General features: G+C 46.4%; 18 protein-coding genes. 10 read left to right on the forward strand and 8 right to left on the reverse strand.

Going from position 1 to position 22,628, the window contains the following annotated elements:
• Positions 1–466 precede the first annotated feature (466 nt).
• The 9 genes from ACSZO4_RS05685 (at position 467) to ACSZO4_RS05725 (ending at position 9,252) form a co-directional block, all read left to right on the forward strand.
• The gene (locus ACSZO4_RS05685) at positions 467–1,243 is read left to right on the forward strand and encodes an ABC transporter permease (protein ID WP_437887937.1); all 777 of its coding nucleotides are present in this window, start codon (positions 467–469) and stop codon (positions 1,241–1,243) included.
• Positions 1,240–1,905, forward strand: coding sequence for an ABC transporter ATP-binding protein (locus tag ACSZO4_RS05690; protein WP_437887897.1), 666 nt, complete (start codon positions 1,240–1,242; stop codon positions 1,903–1,905). Before ACSZO4_RS05685 ends, ACSZO4_RS05690 begins: the two co-directional genes overlap by 4 nt.
• Positions 1,902–2,909 (forward strand): galactosyltransferase-related protein, encoded by a 1,008-nt coding sequence (locus ACSZO4_RS05695; RefSeq protein WP_437887898.1) that lies wholly within the window; start codon positions 1,902–1,904, stop codon positions 2,907–2,909. Before ACSZO4_RS05690 ends, ACSZO4_RS05695 begins: the two co-directional genes overlap by 4 nt.
• Positions 2,910–2,917: 8 nt before the next feature.
• Positions 2,918–4,441, forward strand: a complete 1,524-nt coding sequence (locus ACSZO4_RS05700; protein WP_437887899.1) for a stealth conserved region 3 domain-containing protein — start codon at positions 2,918–2,920, stop codon at positions 4,439–4,441.
• Positions 4,442–4,554: 113 nt separating this feature from the next.
• Positions 4,555–5,643, forward strand: a complete 1,089-nt coding sequence (gene rfbB / locus ACSZO4_RS05705) for a dTDP-glucose 4,6-dehydratase (protein WP_437887900.1) — start codon at positions 4,555–4,557, stop codon at positions 5,641–5,643.
• 14 nt (positions 5,644–5,657) lie between these two features.
• Entirely contained in the window at positions 5,658–6,524 is an 867-nt protein-coding gene (gene rfbA, locus ACSZO4_RS05710; protein WP_437887938.1) for a glucose-1-phosphate thymidylyltransferase RfbA, read from the forward strand.
• A gap of 27 nt (positions 6,525–6,551) precedes the next feature.
• Positions 6,552–7,442 (forward strand): dTDP-4-dehydrorhamnose reductase, encoded by an 891-nt coding sequence (gene rfbD, locus ACSZO4_RS05715; protein WP_437887901.1) that lies wholly within the window; start codon positions 6,552–6,554, stop codon positions 7,440–7,442.
• 15 nt (positions 7,443–7,457) lie between these two features.
• Positions 7,458–8,006: a dTDP-4-dehydrorhamnose 3,5-epimerase gene (rfbC, locus tag ACSZO4_RS05720; RefSeq protein WP_437887902.1), complete on the forward strand. Its 549-nt coding sequence runs from the start codon at positions 7,458–7,460 to the stop codon at positions 8,004–8,006.
• A 148-nt stretch (positions 8,007–8,154) separates the two neighbouring features.
• Entirely contained in the window at positions 8,155–9,252 is a 1,098-nt protein-coding gene (locus tag ACSZO4_RS05725; RefSeq protein WP_437887903.1) for a glycosyltransferase family 61 protein, read from the forward strand.
• Between the two features lie 161 nt (positions 9,253–9,413).
• Here ACSZO4_RS05725 and ACSZO4_RS05730 read toward each other — a convergent pair whose 3' ends face one another.
• The 8 genes from ACSZO4_RS05730 to rpsU form a co-directional block, all read right to left on the reverse strand.
• Complete coding sequence (locus tag ACSZO4_RS05730) at positions 9,414–10,667, reverse strand: capsule biosynthesis protein (protein ID WP_437887939.1); 1,254 nt, start codon at positions 10,665–10,667, stop codon at positions 9,414–9,416.
• Between the two features lie 16 nt (positions 10,668–10,683).
• Positions 10,684–12,708 (reverse strand): capsular polysaccharide biosynthesis protein, encoded by a 2,025-nt coding sequence (locus tag ACSZO4_RS05735; protein WP_437887940.1) that lies wholly within the window; start codon positions 12,706–12,708, stop codon positions 10,684–10,686.
• 108 nt (positions 12,709–12,816) lie between these two features.
• Complete coding sequence (locus ACSZO4_RS05740) at positions 12,817–14,493, reverse strand: polysaccharide biosynthesis/export family protein (protein ID WP_437887904.1); 1,677 nt, start codon at positions 14,491–14,493, stop codon at positions 12,817–12,819.
• A gap of 33 nt (positions 14,494–14,526) precedes the next feature.
• The gene (locus ACSZO4_RS05745; RefSeq protein WP_437887905.1) at positions 14,527–15,678 is read right to left on the reverse strand and encodes a capsule biosynthesis protein; all 1,152 of its coding nucleotides are present in this window, start codon (positions 15,676–15,678) and stop codon (positions 14,527–14,529) included.
• 73 nt (positions 15,679–15,751) lie between these two features.
• Positions 15,752–16,720: a KpsF/GutQ family sugar-phosphate isomerase gene (locus ACSZO4_RS05750; RefSeq protein ID WP_437887906.1), complete on the reverse strand. Its 969-nt coding sequence runs from the start codon at positions 16,718–16,720 to the stop codon at positions 15,752–15,754.
• Positions 16,721–17,283: 563 nt separating this feature from the next.
• Complete coding sequence (gene rpoD / locus ACSZO4_RS05755) at positions 17,284–19,122, reverse strand: RNA polymerase sigma factor RpoD (RefSeq protein ID WP_437887907.1); 1,839 nt, start codon at positions 19,120–19,122, stop codon at positions 17,284–17,286.
• A 158-nt stretch (positions 19,123–19,280) separates the two neighbouring features.
• The gene (gene dnaG / locus ACSZO4_RS05760; protein WP_437887908.1) at positions 19,281–21,026 is read right to left on the reverse strand and encodes a DNA primase; all 1,746 of its coding nucleotides are present in this window, start codon (positions 21,024–21,026) and stop codon (positions 19,281–19,283) included.
• 114 nt (positions 21,027–21,140) lie between these two features.
• Entirely contained in the window at positions 21,141–21,356 is a 216-nt protein-coding gene (rpsU, locus tag ACSZO4_RS05765) for a 30S ribosomal protein S21 (RefSeq protein ID WP_001144069.1), read from the reverse strand.
• A gap of 237 nt (positions 21,357–21,593) precedes the next feature.
• Between rpsU and tsaD the strand changes: the two genes are divergently transcribed.
• Positions 21,594–22,607 (forward strand): tRNA (adenosine(37)-N6)-threonylcarbamoyltransferase complex transferase subunit TsaD, encoded by a 1,014-nt coding sequence (gene tsaD, locus ACSZO4_RS05770; RefSeq protein WP_437887909.1) that lies wholly within the window; start codon positions 21,594–21,596, stop codon positions 22,605–22,607.
• Positions 22,608–22,628: the final 21 nt, after the last annotated feature.

Here is a 22,628-nt window from a genome sequence, read left to right on the forward strand (position 1 = left end):
TATTTAGCGGTTGATCAGATCGCTCAACCCGGACTGAGTTCCCTTCAGGTGATCTACTATTTGGAACAGCTATTTAGTGTTCATTCTCTCTAATTCTAAATAATGCTTAATGATAACTATCTAAAAAATCATTTTAGCATGAAAGCTTGTTGATAAAATGCTACTATAGTTTTGGCGGATTAATTTGTAGATATTGATAGTTTTTAACTTATATGATTTAGCTTAATACCCCGCTACATTTATAGCTGTTTGCAGTCCAGGGAAGACCAGATCAGGAAGATAACCGCACTTTTTGAAGTTCTTTTGTACCTTTCTACACAGCGTTGCCTCGAAAGACATGCGTTTGTCTCTCGCTTATTATTAGCAAGCTAATCATTTGATTGCTTTGCGTTTGCACGTGTCGAGCATTCTGGTAGCTAAAGCCAGGGGCGGTAGCGTGCCTGAACACATCAGGGTTACATCACTTATGGCCAGAAGTGGTTTAGAAGTACAACAGGCAGCCGTAAAGGCTTTGTTCCTGCGCGAAATAAAGACGCGTTTTGGGAAGTATCGATTGGGGTATTTATGGGCAATACTAGAGCCAGCAGCTCATATGTTGATTTTATTAGCAATTTTTGGATTTATCATGCATCGGACCATGCCTGATATTTCATTCCCTGTATTCTTGCTAAACGGTATTATTCCTTATTTCCTTTTTAGTAATATTGCAGTTCGCTCTGTAGGTGCCATAGAAGCAAATCAAGGGTTATTTTATTATAAACCAGTAAAACCAGTCGATACTATTATCGCACGAGCTTTACTTGAAACTGTAATTTATGTGTGTGTATACACAATACTAATGACAATGATAGGGCTCGCAGGTGAGAAATTTAGTCTTGATGACATACTGTCATTGTCTTTAGCATGGGGTTTGCTTGTATTATTATCCTGTGGCGTTGGTTTAATTTTTATGGTTTTAGGAAAGACTTTCCCTGAGTCTGAAAAGTTTTTACCTATCATCATAAAACCGCTTTATTTTATATCTTGTATAATGTTGCCTTTACATTCAATTCCTAAAGACTACTGGCCCTATTTATTATGGAACCCTATTGTCCATGTGGTTGAAATTAGTAGAGAATCGGTTGTTAGGGGGTATGTAAGTCAAGGAGTGAGCCTCAGTTACCTGGCATTGTGCTCTTTGGTTGTTTTGTTTATTGGGTTAGCGCTTTACCGTTCTCAAGAGAAGGCTATGCTAACATCGTGATTACTATTGAAAACCTAACAAAGTCATATCGTACTCCTCAGGGGCGGCATTTCGTATTTAAGAATTTAAATGTCATACTTCCCCAAAATAAGAGTGTGGCTCTTATCGGCCGTAATGGGGCCGGTAAATCAACATTGCTCAGGATGATTGGCGGAATTGATCGCCCTGATAGCGGACGTATAATCACAGGTCAAAGTATTTCTTGGCCAGTCGGATTATCGGGTGGATTTCAGGGGAGTCTTACGGGGCGCGAGAATGTCAAATTTGTTTCTAGGCTATATGCAAAAAAAAATGAATTGGCTGAAAAGGTTGCGTTTGTCGAAGACTTTGCTGAGCTGGGTAAATATTTTGATATGCCAATTAAAACATATTCATCGGGTATGCGTTCCAGGCTTGGTTTTGGATTGAGTATGGCTTTCACTTTTGATTATTATTTAGTCGATGAAGTAACTGCCGTTGGAGATGCTCGATTCAAAAGGAAATGTTCTGAACTGTTTAATACAAAGAGACAACAATCGAATATACTTATGGTATCTCATAGCCTTAGTTCACTCTCTGAATATTGTGACTCAGCTTTGTTTTTAGGTCGTAATAATGTTCTGGTGTATTGTGAAGATATCCAGAGTGCTATTGAACAGTATAAAATAGAAGAAGGTTTATGAATGATATTTTTCAGCATGAATTATCAGTAATTATACCTATTGATTTAAGGTATAGAGCTAAGAATATTATTGAAAAAGCAATGCAGTTTTCCTCGCATGCATTTGATAACAATGTGAATGTTATATTTGGTATAGACCCAGGTAATATTAAAGCTAATGCAATTTTCTTAAGAAAGTTGGGTGGGTATAAAAATGTTGAAGTTGTTTTTTCTTATAAAAAAAGCATCGGTGTTAATAGTTCATTGCTGAGGAATGTAGCTTTTGATAAATGCAAAACTAAATACGTTGCTTTTTTTGATGTAGATATTTATCCTGATTTTAATATCATTCTAAAGTATCTTGACATGTTAAAGAATGGTGTTAAGCCATTTTTTATACTGCCATGTCTATATTTGACTAAAAGTGCTAGCAACGCACTTATGAAGTCTAGGATAAGCAGTGAGTTTTTAAAAAATAGATATTTTTCTTTTTCTCGTAAAGAATTCCTGCACTTAGCAAGTCCATCCTCTTTAACAATTATGCATAGTAGCGATTTTGTAGCTTTGCACGGTTTTGATACTTACTATGAAGGGCATGGCTATGAGGATTTTGACTTTCTAATCAGATTATGTGAACTGCACGGATTACTGGTCAATACACAAGATTTACTAATTGATAAAACTTCCCGTTCACCTTTATTTAGTGTTGGTTTTAGAAAGCATCTTGGGTTGTTATGCATTGAAAGTTTGGTTAAAAAAGATATATTTTTTCATTTGTTTCATGAAAAGAATAATGAGTTTGAATATTCGCTTTCAAGAAGAAGAAATAAAACCTATTTTATGTCAAAATTTCATGATTATGGCATAGAAAATCCTGTGGAAATATTTCTTTTGAGTCATTTCATAGAGTATTGTAGTTGTAAGGGGCTTGATTTAAGAGATTATTCGGTTTTGTTTGAAAATAAGCCGGGGCATATTGATAGATATGATACTTTAAAAAGGAAATTGAGGTTTTTATTAAAATGAGTGTTCAAATGGTAAACAAAAAAATTAAAAAATTAATCACTAATCCTAATTTGTTTTTCTATGACATGTTTCGGAAGAGAGTATTCAAAAATATATCTTTAAATATTGAGTTAAAAAAAGATAGATCTAACGAAAGTAAAACAAAAGAAGTTAAAGCAAGCAATGGGTATGTTTCAAATATCGATATATTTGAGATCCAGAGATCAGGGTTGGCTAATTATTTAAAAACAAACTTAAATTGTGGGTTTGCTCCAGAGGATGGTATAGACAAAAATAGTTTTTTGTTATGGAGTGGATATTTAAATGGGCTTGTTAATTTTTTATGTGATATGAAGTTAGCAATGTCTATGAATGTTACCATTTATACTATGGGCGGCGGTTTTAATTATAAATGTAAAAAAGAAGATATTATTGACTTGAGATTGCTACAATCTAAACTTGCTAACCGCCCAGATTTTGTAGTTGAAATGAGTAATGATATTGGTGATTTGTATGTCACTCACTTTTATTTGTATGATATTAATGCTGAGGGATTGGCACAGATTCGCTCCAGCAAAGCTTTGATTAAAAAATGTGCACTCAATGAGTTGTTTGATATTTTCAGCGTAGATAATAAATCGTATCCAAAAATTGATGCTGTTTATACTTGGGTAAATCATGCTGATGTAGAATGGCAAAAAAAATGGCTTCAAACTTTCCCAGAGGATTCATTTGATCCTGATCGTTATACTAGTAATGATGAGCTTAAATATTCTCTACGCTCTTTAAATAAATATGCTCCTTGGTTAAATCATATATATATTGTTTCGAATTGTGAAAAGCCAGCCTGGCTTGAACTAACTGACAAAGTAATTTGGGTAGATCATAGCGAAATATTTCCAGAAACTGAGATGTTGCCATCTTTCAATTCGCATGCAATTGAATGCTGCCTACATAAGATTCCGGGGTTAGCTGAATCATTTATTTACTTAAATGACGATTTCATTTTGGCTCAACCTACGTTACCGAGTGATTTCTTCGACGAAGCAGGCCGCTCAATCTCATATTTTGAAACGTATGGAATGGTCTACGATAAAACGACTAGAGATATTATTCCTGATTACTTACAAGCTGCTATTAACTCCAATAATCTGTTAAAAGAAAAATTTAGCAACTATAGTGCAAGAAATTTACATCGTCATGTACCTTATGCCCTAAAAAAATCAGTTCTTGAAGAGATTGAAAATTCATTCCCAGAAGCTATTAGATTGACACGCAATGCTAAGTGTCGTTCAGGCAGTGATATTAACTTAACGTCTTTCTTCTATCATCATTTTGCATTTGTGACCGGACAGTCTGTTCGCTCCGATTTAAGTGGTATTATTGTTCGACCAGAAAATATTAAGAATTTAATTGCTCGGGACTCATATAAATATAAAGTGCTTTGTTTCAATGATGGAAATGGTAGTTCTGGCGATGAGAATTATAAAAATCTTACAATGAATTTTTTCAACGAAAGGCTGGGTGAAAAGGCTGGGTGGGAAGTGGTATGAGTTAACGCACCTGCATCGTTTGTATATTTTTGGTTGAGTTGGTTAAGCTTTGATTTTTATAAGTTTAATTGATTGCGGTAGAAAGATATTAGATAACAAATGGAATTAATTTCGTGAAAATATTGGTCACTGGTGGGGCAGGTTTTATTGGGTCTGCTGTTATTCGTCACATCATTAATAATACGCAAGATGCGGTAGTTAACGTCGATAAATTGACCTACGCGGGTAATCTTGAATCATTGACTGAGGTTGAAAACAACCCACGCTATGTTTTTGAGCAAGCAGATATCTGTGACGGTGAAGCAATGGCGCGGATTTTTGCTGACCATCAGCCAGATGCTGTTATGCATTTAGCTGCTGAAAGCCACGTTGATCGCTCTATTACGGGGCCGGCGGCATTTATTGAAACTAACATCGTTGGCACCTATGTGCTACTGGAAGCTGCGCGTAAATACTGGTCGCAACTCGATGAACAACGTAAAACAGTGTTCCGTTTCCATCATATATCCACTGATGAGGTCTATGGTGATTTGCCGCATCCTGATGAAGTGCCGGCAGGTGAACCCTTACCACTCTTTACTGAAACTACGCCTTATTCTCCCAGCAGTCCTTATTCCTCTTCTAAAGCCTCCAGCGATCACTTAGTTCGTGCATGGCGTCGTACTTATGGTTTTCCGACCATCGTCACTAACTGTTCTAATAATTACGGTCCTTATCATTTCCCGGAAAAACTTATCCCGCTAATTATACTAAATGCTCTGGCAGGAAAACCATTACCTGTGTATGGCAATGGTGAGCAGATCCGTGACTGGTTATATGTCGAGGATCATGCTCGTGCATTATACAAAGTGATGACCGAAGGTATTGCAGGTGAAACGTACAATATCGGCGGCCACAATGAGCGCAAAAATATCGATGTTGTTACAACTATCTGCGTGATTCTTGATGAGGTCATCGATAATAAACCTGAGGGTATCAGACAGTTCTCACAATTAATTACCTACGTGACCGATCGTCCTGGCCATGACTTACGCTACGCCATTGATGCCAGCAAAATTAAGAATGAGCTGGGTTGGGTGCCTGAAGAAACATTTGAATCCGGGATCAGAAAAACCGTTAACTGGTATTTAACTCACCAGGCCTGGTGGCTGCGTGTGATGGATGGCTCCTATGCGGGCGAACGTCTTGGTCTGGCGGATTAATTAAGGAAATAATGATGAAAGGCATCGTTCTCGCTGGGGGCTCAGGCACCCGTCTTTACCCTATTACACAAGGCGTGTCTAAACAGCTTCTGCCTGTTTACGACAAGCCGATGATTTTTTATCCAATCTCGGTGCTGATGTTAGCGGGTATCCGTGACATTTTGATTATCACCACGCCTGAGGATATGCCTGCGTTCCAACGCCTGTTAGGTGATGGTTCGCAGTTTGGTATTCGCTTGAGCTATGAAGTTCAGCCCTCGCCTGATGGTCTGGCGCAGGCTTTTATCATCGGCGAAGAGTTTATCAATAATGAACCTTGCGCGCTGGTATTGGGTGACAATATCTATTTTGGGCAAAGCTTCGGTAAAAAACTGGAAGCTGCTGCGAGTTTAACGCAGGGGGCGATGGTCTTTGGTTATCAGGTTCAGGATCCGGAACGCTTTGGTGTCGTGGAATTTGATGACAACTATAAAGCTCTGTCCATTGAAGAAAAACCACTGAAACCAAAATCCAACTGGGCGGTAACCGGGCTTTATTTCTACGACAAAAATGTTGTGGAAATGGCGAAGCAAGTTAAACCTTCTGCCCGTGGCGAACTGGAAATTACTACGCTGAATCAGATGTACCTTGAGCGCGGTGAACTACAGGTCGAATTGCTGGGGCGTGGCTTTGCCTGGCTTGATACCGGTACGCATGACAGTCTGATCGAAGCATCACAGTTTATTCACACCATCGAGAAACGTCAGGGCATGAAAGTGGCGTGCCTGGAAGAGATCGCTTTCCGTAAAGGCTGGTTGAGCAAAGAGCAGGTTTCAGAGCAGATTAAGATTCTGTCGAAAACTGACTACGGTCGCTATTTGAAAAGCCTGATTAGCGAATAATTCTGATAATGAGTTAGCGGTGAATAAATGAAAATTTTACTGATTGGCAAAAATGGTCAGGTTGGCTGGGAGCTGCAACGCTCCCTTTCTACTTTAGGTGAGCTGGTTGCGGTCGATTTTTTCGACACCGAACTTTGTGGCGATCTGACTAATCCGCAAGGTGTTGCGCAGACCATTCGCAGCGTCAAGCCCGATGTGGTTGTCAATGCGGCAGCACATACGGCGGTGGATAAAGCAGAAAGTGAAAGAGAGCTTTCACAATTACTTAATGCAGACAGTGTCGAAGTTATTGCCAAAGAGACGGCGAAATTAGGCGCACTGCTTATCCATTATTCAACTGACTATGTCTTTAATGGCGGTGGAGAGCATTACCGTCTGGAAGATGAACAGCCTGCGCCGCTCAATGTCTATGGCGAGACGAAGCTGGCAGGCGAGATTGCCGCCGCAACGTATAATCCACGCCATTTTATTTTTCGTACCAGCTGGGTTTACGCCACCCGTGGCGCGAATTTTGTGAAAACAATGTTACGGCTGTCGAAAGAAAAAGATACGCTTTCTATTATTAATGACCAGCATGGCGCACCGACAGGAGCTGAATTGCTCGCTGATGCTACCGCCATTGCCATTCGCACAGAAGTCACGAATAAAGCGCTTTACGGCACTTACCACTTGGTCGCAAGTGGTGAAACAACCTGGTACGACTATGCGCAATATATCTTTGATATTGCAAAAGAGTTAGGTGAGTCACTGGCGATTAAAGAAGCTAAAGGGGTTGAAACGACGGAATACCCAACGCCTGCAAAACGTCCGCATAATTCTCGTTTGTCGAATCAAAAATTCCAGCAAGCCTTCGCAGTAAAACTACCCGACTGGAAAATTGGCGTAAAACGAGTAGTTATTGAAGCGCTTGGAAAATAAGACAGAGAAGAAATAATGAATATTATTGATACAAAAATTCCCGATGTGAAAATTATCGAACCTGTTGTCTTTGGAGATGAACGTGGTTTTTTTATGGAAACCTGGAGTCAGAAAAAATTCGAAGAGCTTGTAACTCTAGAGAACTGTAACTTTGTACAGGATAACCATTCAAAATCAAAAAAAGGAATTTTACGCGGGTTGCATTATCAAACTGAAAACACGCAAGGCAAGCTTGTTCGGGTAATCAATGGTGAAGTTTATGATGTTGCTGTTGATATCCGCAGAGATTCTGTAACTTTTGGTGCATGGGTCGGGGTATTACTTTCTGCCGAAAATAAACGCCAGCTTTGGGTCCCTAAAGGCTTTGCTCATGGATTCTACGTAACAAGCGAAGAGGCTGAGTTTGTATACAAATGTACAGATTATTATAATCCTCATGCTGAGCACTCAATTTTATGGAACGATATTGAATTAGATATTAATTGGCCGATAAAAGATGATCTTTTAATTTTATCTGAAAAAGATCAGGCAGGTTTAAATTTTAAAGATAGTGTTTTACTTTAATCGGTGTTTGTCAATAATTACGAGTTAGCTGCCTTTTGAGACGAAAATGCATTTATAAAAATAATTTATTAGGTTTTTTAATATGCATGCTATGTTTAGTGTTGTTTTTAATTGATCGTTAATGTAACAAAGTTTGAAGAGGGATAAAATGAAGTTCGATGAGAACAAATTTTCATATTTAGAAGACTTTCAAGAACGTACGGAAATATTTAGTGGTGCCCCATCGGAAAGTGCTCATTTTATAAAGCCAATAGTCTATGGAGATGGTATTATTCCTTTGGCCGACACTGCATATCCGGATTGTATGCAGTTTCCAGATAAAAAGCTGGAGGTTTATTTTGGCTGCTATATTTATCCTAGACATGTAATAATGAATAAAGATGGGAAAGTATTAAGTGCTTCGTTCATGCGTAATAGAAAGCACCACCATGGTGGAATAAAACACATAGGTGATGATGTATATACTTTACCAAATTCTTCATTTTCAGCTCCAGTTCGTGAAATAAACGAACCCATTTATCATGCTGATACTGACCATCCGGAAGTGTTTGGACATGTGTTACTTGAAGCAATTCCTGCACTCTGGGCAAGAGATCTTATTGGTGAGAAAAATATTAAAATCGCCACCTCTGTAAAAATGAATAAATCCTACGCTTCAATGTTTCAAGCTTTGGATATCAAAGATAAAGATATTTGTTATCTTGATACTCCAGTTAAATCTGATAAAACCTTTGTGCCATCAAAAATAATTCAACGAAGAAAATACATTGACCCTATATCAAAAAATCTCTTTGAAAGGGTAAAAAATAGACTAGTTATTGAATCGAGAATATTCTCTCCTGAAAGGGTTTATATTTCTCGCTCTAGGGTGCCAGGACGAGAGCTTGTAAATGAACTTGAAGTTGAAGAGCTTTTTCGTTCTAAAGGATTTGCGATAATTCACCCCCAGGAATTAAGCATTTATGATCAGATAAATATTTTTTCATCTGCTAAGTTAATCGCTGGGGTTGGTGGTTCAGCGATGCATAATACTCTTTTTTCAGCTTCCGATACAAAAATTCTTATTGTTTGTTCACGTGGTTGGTTAGTTGTGGCTGATTCACTCATTTGCCAAAATGAAGGGCAATTAGGGTATATATTTGGCTCACCACTCGTTGACCTTGAGAATACTCATAGAACTCAAGGGAGGTGGTCGGTAAATATAGATGAAGTTAGAGGTGCTATTAAGCAACATTTTGATTTGTAGATCATGAATGGTATCGATGTTTTTTTGATTTTATAGGTTTTTATTATTTACATGTTGTCAATTTTTATTATGACTTTTCATTCCATGTATGCTAACTTTTTCGTTCTTGGTGTTTTTTTTATATTTTATAGAAATTTGGCACCTATTTAATTAATATCACATTAATGCTTTATAATCTTATAAATATCATTATTTATATGATTAGATGTTACCTCTTTAAATTTTAAAGTTGTTTGACCATTATCCCCATAATACACCGCATTAATCTGGGTATTTGCCAGCAAGTACCCACGAAACTTCTTAAACAGCTTCATATCCGGCTTGAAATCTGCCGTCCAGAACTGGTGCAAATGTCCCTGGTATGTCATCCCTTTGATGTCGTACAGGGCATTGCCCATCACCTTCAGCGGTTTGTTATGAACCAGCGCTGAAATCCCCGCCGTACTGTTAATCGTCACCACCGCTTTTGCATGGGTCAGCAGCTCAGGCATGGGCAGGTCATGCACGTAAATCACCCGGCGGGTGATGCCATACTTCTTACTCAGTTGCTTAATCAACGGTCCGTACAGGCGATGGCCGCGATCCATCGGATGATGTTTAATCACCAGCACATGGCCTAACGGCGCTTTGCGGGAAAACGAGAACATCACGTCATTAATATAATCACGCACGTCTTCGTAAGGGCTGTGGTTGCGGATCTGGCTGTCGTTATAGACCTGCAAAATGGCGAGGTAATAACGATTATCCAGCGTCGTTTGTAATGTCTGCATCACATCACGTTGCTTAAAGCCATACCACTGTTTACGCCACCAGGCGCGGGTCCAGCATTTTGCCTCATACCACGGAGAGAAGGACTTATGGTGCCGATACTTCGCAAACTCATGGCGGTAGCGCCAGCCTACGGCGTAATACCACATCGCATGCAGATAGCGACGGCCTGAAGAGGGTTTGAGTTTCTGGATTTCAGCAGGCGGCATCTCCGGCAGACTACGGTAAAACTCCGGGTCGCGGGGCAGTGGAGAGTAGGCGTTAACGCCACCTTCTTCCAGGGTAATAAAGTGCGGGCGCAGATAACCCTCTTCAAAGGCGAGGAAACGAATGCCTTTGGCTTTCGCCCACACTCGTGCGGCCTGGTGCAACGGGCGGCAGTCACCAAAGCATAAGATGGTGTCGAACGGATAGTCTTTCCAGGTCTCTTTCAGCCAGCCGGGAAACTCTTTTGGCGTCCGGGTATACGTCAGATAGCTGCGTTTACGGCAATAGAAACGATCGCCCCCGTTAAAGACAACATTCACCGCCTCGCGCTCCAGCGTCTCCAGCCAGCTCGCCACGTCACTAAAGAAAGGCCCCATTGGTCCTTGCAGCAGCAGGTATTTTTTCCCGGCGAGCAGTGTTTTGACGGTGTTGTTTTGCATCATCTTCCGTTGCGTCCTATCCAAATCTGACTTTGTAGAACATTTTTAATTTGCGGTACTGCCTGGCCAGGCGACCAATATTTTTCTGTGTAATTTTCATTTCACCGCGAGGCGCAGTACTCAACCATTGTGCAGCTTCTTCTGCTGACATGGGCGCTAAACGCTGTGGATGAATATAAGTTGGGTAGGCAATTAACGTCTGCCAGACCAGGTCATCCAGGCTGAGTTGACGGGTGCGACGGGAAAGCCGGTGCTCGTCGTGCGTTAACCCCCAACCGGCATAAAAAGGCATGCCGTAGCAATAAACTTTCTTACCGTGCATCAGCGCTTCAAAACCAGACAGCGACGTCATGGTATGCAGTTCATCGGCTTGCTGAATGCACTGGATAATATCGGCATCCAGAGCCTGGCAGTCTGCCCATTGGGCTACATCTTCCGCCGCTACCATTCCTTTGCGGTTACCCACCAGCACGTCCGGGTGTGGTTTAAAGACAATAAAGGCGTCCGGGTTACGCTCGCGCACTGTACGCAGAAGCTCGGAATTGGTATTGATCGATAACGTGCCGGTGGCGATTGACGCATCATCTTCCACCTGGCCGGGAACGAGGAGAACGCGCTTGCCTGCCGCTTCAGCAGGTCGTTGCCAGTCCTGGCCGAGATTGTACTTACTCACTTTGTGTTTGACGAGTTGCAAATGCAACGCGTTCGCACGTTCGCGCTGCCGATCGCTTAACTCGCTGGCGTTAAGTAAATTCTCAAGATCGCTCGGGCGGGACGCATCATAATAGATCCCACTTTTGTCGAGTACCAGCGATAAAGGCGCCAGCAGATCGGATCCCAGACCGGAAGAGCGGATAAACCCGTCTTCCATGCGCCACAGTGGAATCCCCTGCGCATCAGCCTGCGCCTGCCACTTTTCTTCACCTCGCGTTCCCCAGGCAACCAGAGTGGTGGCGTGCGGGCAGGCTCTTGCAAAGCGCACTTCGTTCTCCGCCGTTTTCAGGTAGGGTTTGAGAACGGCGGTTTTCCACAGGCTCAAACCCGGTGCCCACAGGGTGCCAGGCCGGGCAAGGGTATGACGGCGCTGTAAAGCCAGCCAGTCGACAACGCAACCGAGAGTTGTCGGCTCTCCGCTTACCGGGTGGCGATAACGGGTATAACGCAGATAAGCCGCGGCAAATAAATCGCTGAGTGCTGCATTCTGGCGGCGTGCGGCGAGTTCCCGGGCCTGCGGGTGGCGATCGTCGGTTAATCCCCAACCGGCGTACCAGGGTTGCCCAAAACAGACCACCGGCTTGCCTGCCATCATGGCTTCGAAACCGTACTGTGAGGTGACCACGTACACCTTTTGCATATGGCGCAGCAAAGAGTGCGGGCTGACATCTTCGGCAAACAGGTGCACGCGTGTATCCTGTTGCAATGCTTTGAAATAGCCGCTTTTTTTACCGCACAGCACGTCCGGGTGCACTTTCACCCAGATTTCAGCATCCGGGTTTTCCTGTTTCGCCGCCTCGAGCATCAGCCGGAAGCTGTCGGCGCTGGCATTGCCTTTGCTCACCGACACATCACCGTAAGTCTGGTCAATTACCAGCACGGCGTTGGGCATCGGGGAAGGGGCAACAAAGGGTGGAGCCTGGTTATACTTCGACAGGTCTTCGTCGACGATAGCGCGCATCATCGCGTGGGCTTCATCGGCCAGTATCTGGTTGCCGTCGTGGTCCTGGATCAGCTGTTCAAGGGTGCTGGGTGTGGAGGCGTCGTAATAGATGCCCAGAGCGTCAACCACCATCGAGAGCGGCGGGCAGCCCTGTACGCCCAGGCCCTGCGAGCGAATAAAACCATCTTCCAGGCGAATAACCGGCAGCCCGGCTTTTATCGCCAGTGCCACGGGCTTTTCAGCGCTGGGGCGATAACCCCAGACGGCAACAGCACTGATATTTTCAGGCATGGCTTTCAACGTCGATAAACGCACGTGTTCACCAGGCAGGAAACTGCTTAAATGGGGAATGCGCCAGATGCCCCCAGAAAAAATGCCCAGCACGCTGTTCATCTGCTCCATTAATACACGAATAGATATAAGAAAAGTTATCCCGTAAGGGGCTTCAGGCCTTCTCCCGGTTTCGCCAGGAGAAGGCCTGATGGTGAGTCACTAGATAGTCAGCACCACTTTGGCAGCAACTGCCAGCTGGTACAGAATAGTTGAGATACCACGTGTGACTTCGATATTTTTCGATTCGTACTTCGGCAGAACCATAATTTCATCGCCGGCACGCAGGTCGCCAGCATCGCTTGCATCAACCGACTCGCCATTCTGATGGATCACGATGATTTTTGAATTGCCGGATTTTTGTGTCAGGCCACCGCATTTCTTGATGTAGTCCTCGGCGTCCATCCCTTTCTGCCAGCTGACGGCATTGGGGAACAGAACTTCGCCATGTACCATAACCAGCGAGGTTTTTTCCGGGATCATGATAACGTCGCCGTCTTCCAGCAGTACGGAGTCGATATTGCTCTCGTTAAGCACCACTTCCCCTTTCGGCACCACATTGCGCGCTTTGTTAACAAAGCGGCTGACCAGCTGTGCCTCCTGCATACGCAGACGGGCTTCTTCCTGAGTGGAAGATTGCGCCGAGAGTGAGGCTTCTTCCAGTTTTTGCAGCGCCAGATCCAGCATCTCTTTCTGCCGCTGAGCGACCGAGGTTCTGTACAACTGAATAGCATCCATCTGCGACATGCTGTTCGGGCGAATCTTTGTCAGTACCTGACGCATGGTCGAGCCGTACGGCAGCACAATGGCATGTTCGCCGGAGTGTGCGCCATCGATACGCACCTGGATGGTGCCGGCGTAGCGGTCAGAGCTCACGATCAAGCGGTCGCCATCCTGCAGGGAGCGGCCAGGCGCAGAACTCAGCGGATAATATTCACTGCGTTTAATGGAGCCCTGCTGACGAATAATCGTCATATGGGTAGCGCCCGGTTTCGGACGCGCCCAGCTCAGGGCTTCCGGAATGGGAAGGGAGCCATTGGCAAATTCAAAGTCGTAGCTGTTGAAGACGTCGCCTTCAACGCTGAAGGTATGCTGACGCGGACCAACGACGATGGTATCGCCATCGACAAACTGGGTCAGACTCAGCTGGCCGTTCAGCAGGAAGTCATACAGGTTTACCCGTGAGCGGACGGTTTTGCCGCGCTTCACGGTAATGTCGACATAGCTGCCACGTTCGCTGTCGACGCCACCGGCTTTGCTCAGGTAAGAGAGCAGGGAGTCTGAAGCAACGCCGCCGTACAGGCCAGGGCTACGCACATAGCCGGTCACAAAGACTTTTACCGGCTGGGCTTGCAGCAGTGAGGCATAGACGTTCACGTTGGAGGTATAGACCTGTTTGATTCGTGCGGTGACCGTGTTGTTGAGCTCCGCATTGGTCATTCCGGATACTTTCAACGGCCCGATGTTCGGCAGGAAGATATTACCCTTAGGATCGACCGTTAACGCGCCATCGTACTGGAATGCGCCCCACAGGCGAAGCTGGATGGTGTCACCCAGGCCAATTACATAGCTGGGGTTGAAACCCAGGCCTGCACCGGCAGCCGCGCTGATCGAAGTGAACAGCTGGGCGCCAAACATACGGCTTGGCAGGCCAGCCGCTACCGGTGGCGGCGTATCATCAAAGCCGGAGGCCACCTGGGTCTCTTCCGTTTTACCGGAGATGATCGACGGCAGAGGCGCGGCCCCTGTCAGATTTGGGTCGGCGGTAATGCCCGTTGGGCCCGCAGCGTATGCCGCCTGGCAGGCTAAAAGAAGCAGTACCGATTTCAGTAATTTCATTTTCAACTCTGTAAACTCAACCATGCGTCAAAATTAATCTTTATGATCTTCAATTACGGCCAGCAGCAATTTAATGGTGCCGAACAGCAGGCAGCAGACTAACAGCCAGCTTGCTAACAGGTAGCCGCTGTTCGGGAAGGTTGACTCTTCCGGACGCTGCGGCGAACTGATGACCGACAGTACCTTCAGCTTGCGGGCACTTTCGAGACGGGTTTTTTCAATGGCTTTGATGGCCATTGTGTAGATCTCGGTATCAAAGGTCACACGGGCTTTAATTTCTTCAAAATCTGCCGCCATGCTATTGAGCTTGTTACTGCCCGGTGCGGTGATTTTGCTCTGTTCCGCATCTATCTGCGCCTGTAAGGCTTTGATGGCATTCTGTGTGGTGATGACCTGCGGGGCATCGTCACGTAAATAACTCAGCAAATTGCGCAGCTCGGCTTCCAGTTCGATTTTTTTGCTCTGTAACGTCATAACCAGTGAGCTTGCCGCCGTCGCCGAGGCTTCCGGATCGAGAATATTGTTCTGGTTCTGGTAAGTCAGTAACTCCTTTTTACTTTTATCCAGGCGAATGCGTGCCTGTTGCAGCTCTTCCTGAGCAAAATTCAGCTGATCGCGGGCAATGCTGTGCGACAGTTCGTTAATAAAGCGTTCGGACTCTTTCAGTACAGCCTGGTTAAAGCGCTGGGCGAACTCCGGGTCAAAGCCCTGGGTCTGAATGTCCAGCAAACCGGTTTTATCATCAAAGGTGACTGAAATGCGGTCGCGGTAGTAATTCAGGAACTGTTCTGCGGTGGTATCTTTTGATAAATGGTAGATAAAATCCAGTCCGCTTTTGCTCCAGGCATCATGGAAGTTAAGCTGTTTATCAAGCACTTTCAGCATGTCAGCTGAGTTGACGTACTCTTTTAAATAGAGTGAGTCTTCGGCAGAACTGGGGTTTGAGGCGCCAAGCAGTAAGCCGACGTTCAGGCTGGAGCCTTCTATGTCACTGGGGCGTTTTACCGCAACTTTGGATTCACTCATGTAACGGGGTTGGCTGAAAATCACCAGATAGATGATCAGCAACGCCATCGGAGCACCAATAACAATCCATGCAAGGTGTTGCTGGATCCAGGCGAGATTAATTTTGGCCGTACGCGCACGTAATGAGGAAGCCAGCAATTTTACTTTTTGTGTAGACATATCACTTTCAACGTTATTCCCCTCAGATTATCCGCTGAGGGGGTACTGATAATTTCTGTACGGCCAGGGTGAGTTAGTCGAAAATACGCACTAAACCAATCACATCCTGGTTGCTATCGGTGATCAGCAGCGTTGAGATACGGTGTTTGGTCATCTTCTCTTCTGCTTCAGTGATCATTGCGGTCTGTTGCATGGTAATCGGATTGCGCGTCATCATCGATTCTGCGGTGGCAGCAACGAAGTCTTCGCATTTTTCCATATAGCGACGTAAATCACCGTCGGTAATGATCCCCGCCAGTTTACCGTTATCTTTTACCGCCACCATACCCTGACAGCCGCTGGTCAATTCCTGGATGATTTGGCGGAATGAGGCGTTAATCTCCACATTGGGCACATGGGCCTGCATCACGTCAGCCACCCGGGTCAGCAAACGACGTCCAAGAGAGCCTCCTGGATGATAGCGGGCGAAATCGTCAGGTTTAAAATGACGCTCACGGATCAGGGCAATAGCCAGCGCATCACCAATTGCCATCGTCAGGGTGGTCGAGGTGGTGGGGGCCAGATTATTCGGGCAACTTTCGCTCGCCATATTTAACTCAAGCGTCGCATCGGCATGTTTTGCCAGCGTTGAATGCGCATTATTGGTGATGGCAATGATCTTATTGCCAAAATTCTGTAATGAAGGCACCAGTTTGAGGACTTCATCTGTTTCACCGCTGGCGGAGATCAGAATAAGCACATCATACGGGGTTATCATGCCCAGATCGCCGTGGAACGCTTCCGCGGGATGAATAAAGAAGCTTGGCGTACCGGTAGAAGCCAGAGTGGCTGATATTTTGCGCCCTACGTGGCCTGATTTACCCATGCCTGAGACGATGACATGGCCTTTGCAACCGACCATCAGGCGTAATGCGGTGCTGTACTCTTCTGCATCGATCACGTCAGACAAGTGACGTAAGGCGTCACCTTGTTCAGCGAGCGTGTTGCGAACGCTGGCAATCAGCGCCTGCTCTCCTGTTTCTGTTTTCAAATTGAAATCCATCGTTCTTCCTGTTGATTTTTTCAACGTGACGGTAACCCAATCACTGCTAACAGATACGCCGTCACCGCAACTGATTCAGCATCCACTCATCAGTTGCCAGCCGTATTATAAAAACGCAAAAAAAAACCTGCCACCGCGGGTGGCCGTTGTCTGGATTCGTTGAGCTATGGATATTGGGGACTGATTTTATTTTCCCTGCTTTTTAGCACAGGCGGCATTTATACACAACCACAGCGAGGAAGGGGTCACCAGAATTCAGAGCTTGTACATAATTGACTGAAATGGTAAGCAACCCTGATAAGAGACGTGGCGATATTGTGAATAATGAGAAGCATAATTCTCAATATATATTGAGCCGTTACAGGCGGTTAATTATGGCGGTGTGTGGACGGGCCTTTATTTGCTCAGTTTCTAAATCAGCATGAATATAGAAATTATTAATATATAACGATATAAAAAATCGTTTTTATTGCTAACTATTTAATTTTTATGATTTTGGTCCCGGTGTTAACGCAAAAAAAAACGCCACCGCAGAGGGTGGCGTTTCACATCATGCAGCAGAATTAATCGTCCAGGAAGCTACGCAGTACTTCAGAGCGGCTCGGGTGGCGCAGTTTACGCAGCGCCTTGGCTTCGATCTGACGGATACGTTCGCGGGTAACGTCGAACTGTTTGCCCACTTCTTCCAGGGTATGGTCGGTGTTCATATCGATACCGAAACGCATACGCAGGACTTTGGCTTCACGGGCGGTGAGCCCTGCCAGAACATCGTGGGTGGCGGCGCGCAGGCTCTCGGTGGTGGCAGAGTCCAGCGGCAGCTCGAGGGTGGTATCCTCGATGAAATCCCCCAGATGCGAATCTTCATCGTCGCCGATTGGCGTTTCCATGGAGATTGGCTCTTTGGCGATTTTCAGCACCTTACGGATTTTGTCTTCCGGCATCAGCATACGCTCAGCCAGCTCTTCCGGCGTCGGTTCGCGACCCATTTCTTGCAGCATCTGGCGAGAAATACGGTTGAGCTTGTTGATGGTCTCAATCATATGCACCGGAATACGGATGGTGCGCGCCTGATCCGCGATGGAGCGCGTGATCGCCTGACGGATCCACCAGGTTGCGTAGGTGGAGAACTTATAGCCACGACGGTATTCAAACTTATCTACCGCTTTCATCAGACCGATGTTGCCTTCCTGAATCAGATCGAGGAATTGCAGACCACGGTTGGTGTACTTCTTGGCAATGGAGATAACCAGACGCAAGTTCGCTTCAACCATCTCTTTTTTCGCACGGCGGGCTTTCGCTTCACCGATGGACATACGACGGTTGATATCTTTAACCTGCTCAATAGTCAGGCCGGTCTCTTCTTCAATTTGCTGTAACTTCTGCAAACCACGCTGAACGTCTTCCGCGACATCGTGCAGTTTTTCTGACCACGGCTTGTTCATCGCCAGTGCGGCATTGAACCAGGTTTCGCTGGTTTCATTACCGGTGAACAGCGTAATGAAGTTTTTCTTCGGCATTTTGCACTGTTCAACACACATCTTCATGATGATACGTTCCTGGGTACGAACGCGATCCATCATGACACGCATGCTGTTTACCAGGTAGTCGAACTGCTTCGGCACCAGGCGGAACTGTTTGAAGACTTCAGACAGTTGCAGGATTTCGGCAGCGGCATCAGCATGGCTGCGACCTTTGGCTTTGATAGTGTCACGCGTTTTTTCGTACTGCGCGCGCAATTCAGAAAACTTCTCGCGGGCCAGCTCAGGGTCGATACTGTTGTCATCTTCCTCTTCTTCCTCGTCCTCATCTTCGTCTTCGTCGTCATCTCTTTCTTCTTCAGACAGTTCAGAGCCAACGTGGGTCGCGGTCGGGGCGAGATCTTCTTCGGCGTTAGGATCGACGAAACCAGTAATAAGATCGGACAGGCGAGCTTCTTCAGCTTCAACGCGATCGTACTGTTCGAGCAGATAAGTAATGGCTTCCGGATATTCGGCAACGGAACACTGAACCTGGTTGATCCCGTCTTCGATGCGTTTAGCGATGTCGATTTCGCCTTCGCGGGTCAAGAGTTCAACGGTGCCCATTTCACGCATGTACATGCGAACCGGGTCAGTCGTACGACCGATTTCAGATTCAACACTGGAAAGAACCTGGGCAGCAGCTTCTTCTGCATCTTCATCAGTGTTGTTGGAGGTTTCGGCAAGCAGCAGATCATCGGCATCCGGTGCTTCTTCCATCACCTGAATGCCCATGTCGTTGATCATTTGGATGATGTCTTCGATCTGATCGGAGTCGACGATATCTTCCGGCAGATGGTCATTGACCTCGGCATAGGTCAGATAGCCTTGCTCCTTACCACGTTGGACAAGAAGTTTCAGCTGTGACTGCGGGTTTTGCTCCATAAGACGGTATCCACACTTAATTCAAGAGGGTTGGTGTCGGTCAGCGAAATGAAACCGCCAACTTGGTGTAACGAGGGCTTACTTATATTTTTGCCGCTGCCCATCAGTGCGGCTGTCGGGCGCTTCCCGAACGATTATCGGCACTTAAGCCGTTGAATTTACTTTTTTGCCAGCTCCTGGTTTAACTGCCAGAGCTCCCGGCGTTCTTCGCTGCTTAAACCGTGTGTGCGGTCGCGGGCTATCAACTCTTCCTGCCGCCGTTCAAGCATCGAATCAAACATATGGTTGAGCGCATCGGTGAACGTTTTTTCTGCAATGTCCTTATCTGCTATATCGTCCCACGTCGCCAGTTTTTCAAGGGTCGCCGCTTCTTTTGTGCCACGATACTGCTCCAGCAGTTGCCCGGTCGTCAGACCCGGCTGTGACAAACAAGTGTTGACCAGTTCTGCAAATAAGCCAAGTCCAGGCATTCTGGAGTCATCCAGCGCCCCTAATGGCGGCACCAGCGGGGCCAGCTCCGGACTCTGCACCAGCAGTCCTATCAGTATACGCATGGTTGTGCGTTTTAGCTGAGGACCGGGGCGCGGCGTGGCATTTTCAGCCTGTTTCGGCATTAAACGATCAAGCTGCGCATCATCGAAAATACCAATTTTGTTACCCAGCAACTGACGTAGCTGAATACGCAGTGTTTCACCCGGCACCTGGCTGATTAAGGGTAATGCCAGCGCTGCAAGCTGCGTTGTGCCATCGGGCGTTGTCAGATCCGCTTGCGGCATCAGACTGTTAAACAAAAACGTGGAGAGCGGCAGAGCCTGCTCCATTCGTGCTTCAAACGCGGCTTTGCCTTCTTTACGCACCAGCGTGTCCGGATCTTCGCCATCGGGCAGAAACATAAAACGCAACTGGCGACCGTCACTCATGTACGGCAGCGCCGTTTCCAGTGCTCGCCAGGCCGCGTCACGCCCTGCGCGATCGCCGTCATAACAGCAGATGACGTTTTTGGTCACCCGGAACAACAGCTGGATATGATCCGCTGTGGTTGAGGTGCCAAGCGAGGCAACCGCATAGTTAATGTCGTATTGCGCCAGCGCCACCACGTCCATGTAGCCTTCGACGACCAAAAGACGCAGAGGTTCATCGTTATCCTGCTGCGCTTCATAAAGACCATACAACTGGCGGCCTTTATGGAAAATGTCCGTTTCCGGTGAGTTCAGGTATTTCGGCGTATCATTGCCCAGCACGCGTCCACCAAAACCCATCACCCGACCACGTTTATCGCGGATGGGGAACATCACACGTTCACGAAAGCGGTCGTAACTGCGTCCCTGATCGTTAGTGACCAGCATGCCCGCATCAATCAGAGATTGACGGTTTTCCTGGTTTGCACCAAAACGCTTTAAAACGTTGTCCCAGCCGGGAGGGGCGTAACCAATCGCAAAACGCGCGATGACATCGCTGCTTAAACCGCGTCTTTCCAGATACTGGCGCGCAGGTTCTGCCGCAGGATGCGTCAGGGATTGCTGATAAAACGCATTCAGGCCATCCATCAGTTGATAGAGACTTTGCCGCTGGTGGCGCTCTATCTGACTTGGCCCGCTGCCTGCTTCAAAAGGCACTTCCAGGTTATGCATGGCCGCCAGTTCTTCGACGGTTTCCACGAACTCGAGCTTGTCGTAGTTCATCAGAAAATCGATCGCGTTGCCGTGCGCCCCACAGCCGAAGCAGTGATAAAACTGTTTTTCACCGTTTACGGTGAAGGAAGGACTCTTTTCGTTATGGAATGGACAGCAAGCGTGCCAATTCTTGCCCTGCTTTTTCAGCTTCACCCGCGCATCAATCAGGTCGATGATGTCGGTGCGAGCCAGCAGGTCATTGATAAAAACACGTGGGATTCGTCCAGCCATATGCCCCATTCATTTTTAGCAATTCATAAACGAAAATAAGCCGCGCTTTCCTTTCGGAAGCACGGCCTTTCTACTACTACTCTGTCTGTTCTGAGGGATTAAGCCCTCAGGATATTAGTACAGACGAGTACGGCGTGCGTTTTCGCGAGCCAGTTTCTTCGCGTGACGTTTCACTGCGGATGCTTTGGCGCGTTTACGTTCAGTAGTCGGTTTTTCATAGAACTCACGACGACGAACTTCCGCCAGAACACCTGCTTTCTCGCAGGAACGTTTGAAGCGACGCAGTGCTACGTCGAACGGCTCGTTTTCACGTACTTTAATTACCGGCATGTAACTCTCACCTTTAATAAATTCGGTTTGCCGCTGGCATCAACGCCAGCTTATTTCAAAATGGTGCGGAATTTTACTTCAACAGTTGCTGCTTTGTAAAGCACCAGTACCGTTTTTGAAAGGGACTTTTGTAAGGGAGAGGAGTATACACGAACTCCTTACGCAGGGAGAGTAAAGTTTTACAACAGGGCTCATTGGACCTACACTGCGCGGCATTGAAGCGAGGTAAAAATAGCCATGCGTGTACTGGGCATTGAAACATCCTGCGATGAAACTGGCATCGCGATTTATGACGACGAAAAAGGCCTTATCGCCAACCAACTGTATAGTCAGGTAAAACTGCATGCCGATTACGGCGGAGTGGTGCCCGAACTGGCCTCACGCGATCACGTGCGTAAAACCGTACCGCTGATTCAGGCCGCAATAAAAGAAGCGGGTCTGACGGCCAAAGAAATTGATGCGGTGGCTTACACTGCGGGTCCTGGCCTGGTTGGCGCATTGCTGGTTGGGGCGACAGTCGGACGTGCGCTGGCATTCGCCTGGAATGTGCCGGCGATCCCGGTTCATCATATGGAAGGCCATCTGCTTGCCCCTATGCTGGAAGATAACCCGCCTGAGTTTCCCTTTGTGGCGCTGCTGGTTTCGGGTGGGCATACTCAGCTTATCAGCGTGACCGGGATCGGCCAGTATGAGCTGCTGGGTGAGTCTATTGATGACGCAGCCGGTGAAGCTTTTGATAAAACAGCGAAACTTTTAGGACTGGATTATCCTGGCGGCCCGATGTTGTCAAAACTCGCCTCGCAGGGTGAAGAAGGTCACTATGTTTTTCCGCGTCCGATGACCGACCGGCCAGGGCTGGATTTCAGCTTCTCGGGCCTGAAAACCTTTGCGGCAAATACCATTCGTAATAACGGTAATGACGACCAGACCCGCGCTAATATCGCCCGCGCTTTTGAAGACGCGGTGGTGGATACGCTGATGATCAAATGCAAACGCGCCCTCGATCAAACCGGGTTTAGCCGCCTGGTGATGGCCGGTGGCGTCAGCGCTAACCGCACTCTGCGGGCGAAACTTGCGGAAATGATTAAAAAGCGTCGCGGCGAGGTGTTTTACGCCCGTCCTGAGTTTTGTACCGATAACGGGGCGATGATCGCCTATGCCGGAATGGTTCGTCTGAAAGTAGGGGAGCCTGCGGGATTAGGGGTGACAGTGCGTCCGCGCTGGCCGCTGTCCGAATTGCCTGCGACATAAAGCATCATGCCTTTTCCCCGG

It is taken from the genome of Phytobacter sp. V91, from assembly GCF_965644225.1.
GTDB lineage: Bacteria > Pseudomonadota > Gammaproteobacteria > Enterobacterales > Enterobacteriaceae > CBFFRJ01.

Coding starts and splice junctions, on each gene's coding strand:
- ACSZO4_RS05750 (WP_437887906.1), bottom strand. CDS start 16,720: ATGGATTTCAATTTGAAAACAGAAACAGGAGAGCAGGCGCTGATTGCC.
- ACSZO4_RS05700 (WP_437887899.1), top strand. CDS start 2,918: ATGGTAAACAAAAAAATTAAAAAATTAATCACTAATCCTAATTTGTTT.
- dnaG (WP_437887908.1), bottom strand. CDS start 21,026: ATGGCTGGACGAATCCCACGTGTTTTTATCAATGACCTGCTGGCTCGC.
- ACSZO4_RS05745 (WP_437887905.1), bottom strand. CDS start 15,678: ATGTCTACACAAAAAGTAAAATTGCTGGCTTCCTCATTACGTGCGCGT.
- ACSZO4_RS05740 (WP_437887904.1), bottom strand. CDS start 14,493: ATGAAATTACTGAAATCGGTACTGCTTCTTTTAGCCTGCCAGGCGGCA.
- ACSZO4_RS05685 (WP_437887937.1), top strand. CDS start 467: ATGGCCAGAAGTGGTTTAGAAGTACAACAGGCAGCCGTAAAGGCTTTG.
- ACSZO4_RS05725 (WP_437887903.1), top strand. CDS start 8,155: ATGAAGTTCGATGAGAACAAATTTTCATATTTAGAAGACTTTCAAGAA.
- rpsU (WP_001144069.1), bottom strand. CDS start 21,356: ATGCCGGTAATTAAAGTACGTGAAAACGAGCCGTTCGACGTAGCACTG.
- rfbD (WP_437887901.1), top strand. CDS start 6,552: ATGAAAATTTTACTGATTGGCAAAAATGGTCAGGTTGGCTGGGAGCTG.
- ACSZO4_RS05730 (WP_437887939.1), bottom strand. CDS start 10,667: ATGCAAAACAACACCGTCAAAACACTGCTCGCCGGGAAAAAATACCTG.
- rfbA (WP_437887938.1), top strand. CDS start 5,658: ATGAAAGGCATCGTTCTCGCTGGGGGCTCAGGCACCCGTCTTTACCCT.
- rfbC (WP_437887902.1), top strand. CDS start 7,458: ATGAATATTATTGATACAAAAATTCCCGATGTGAAAATTATCGAACCT.
- tsaD (WP_437887909.1), top strand. CDS start 21,594: ATGCGTGTACTGGGCATTGAAACATCCTGCGATGAAACTGGCATCGCG.
- rpoD (WP_437887907.1), bottom strand. CDS start 19,122: ATGGAGCAAAACCCGCAGTCACAGCTGAAACTTCTTGTCCAACGTGGT.
- ACSZO4_RS05695 (WP_437887898.1), top strand. CDS start 1,902: ATGAATGATATTTTTCAGCATGAATTATCAGTAATTATACCTATTGAT.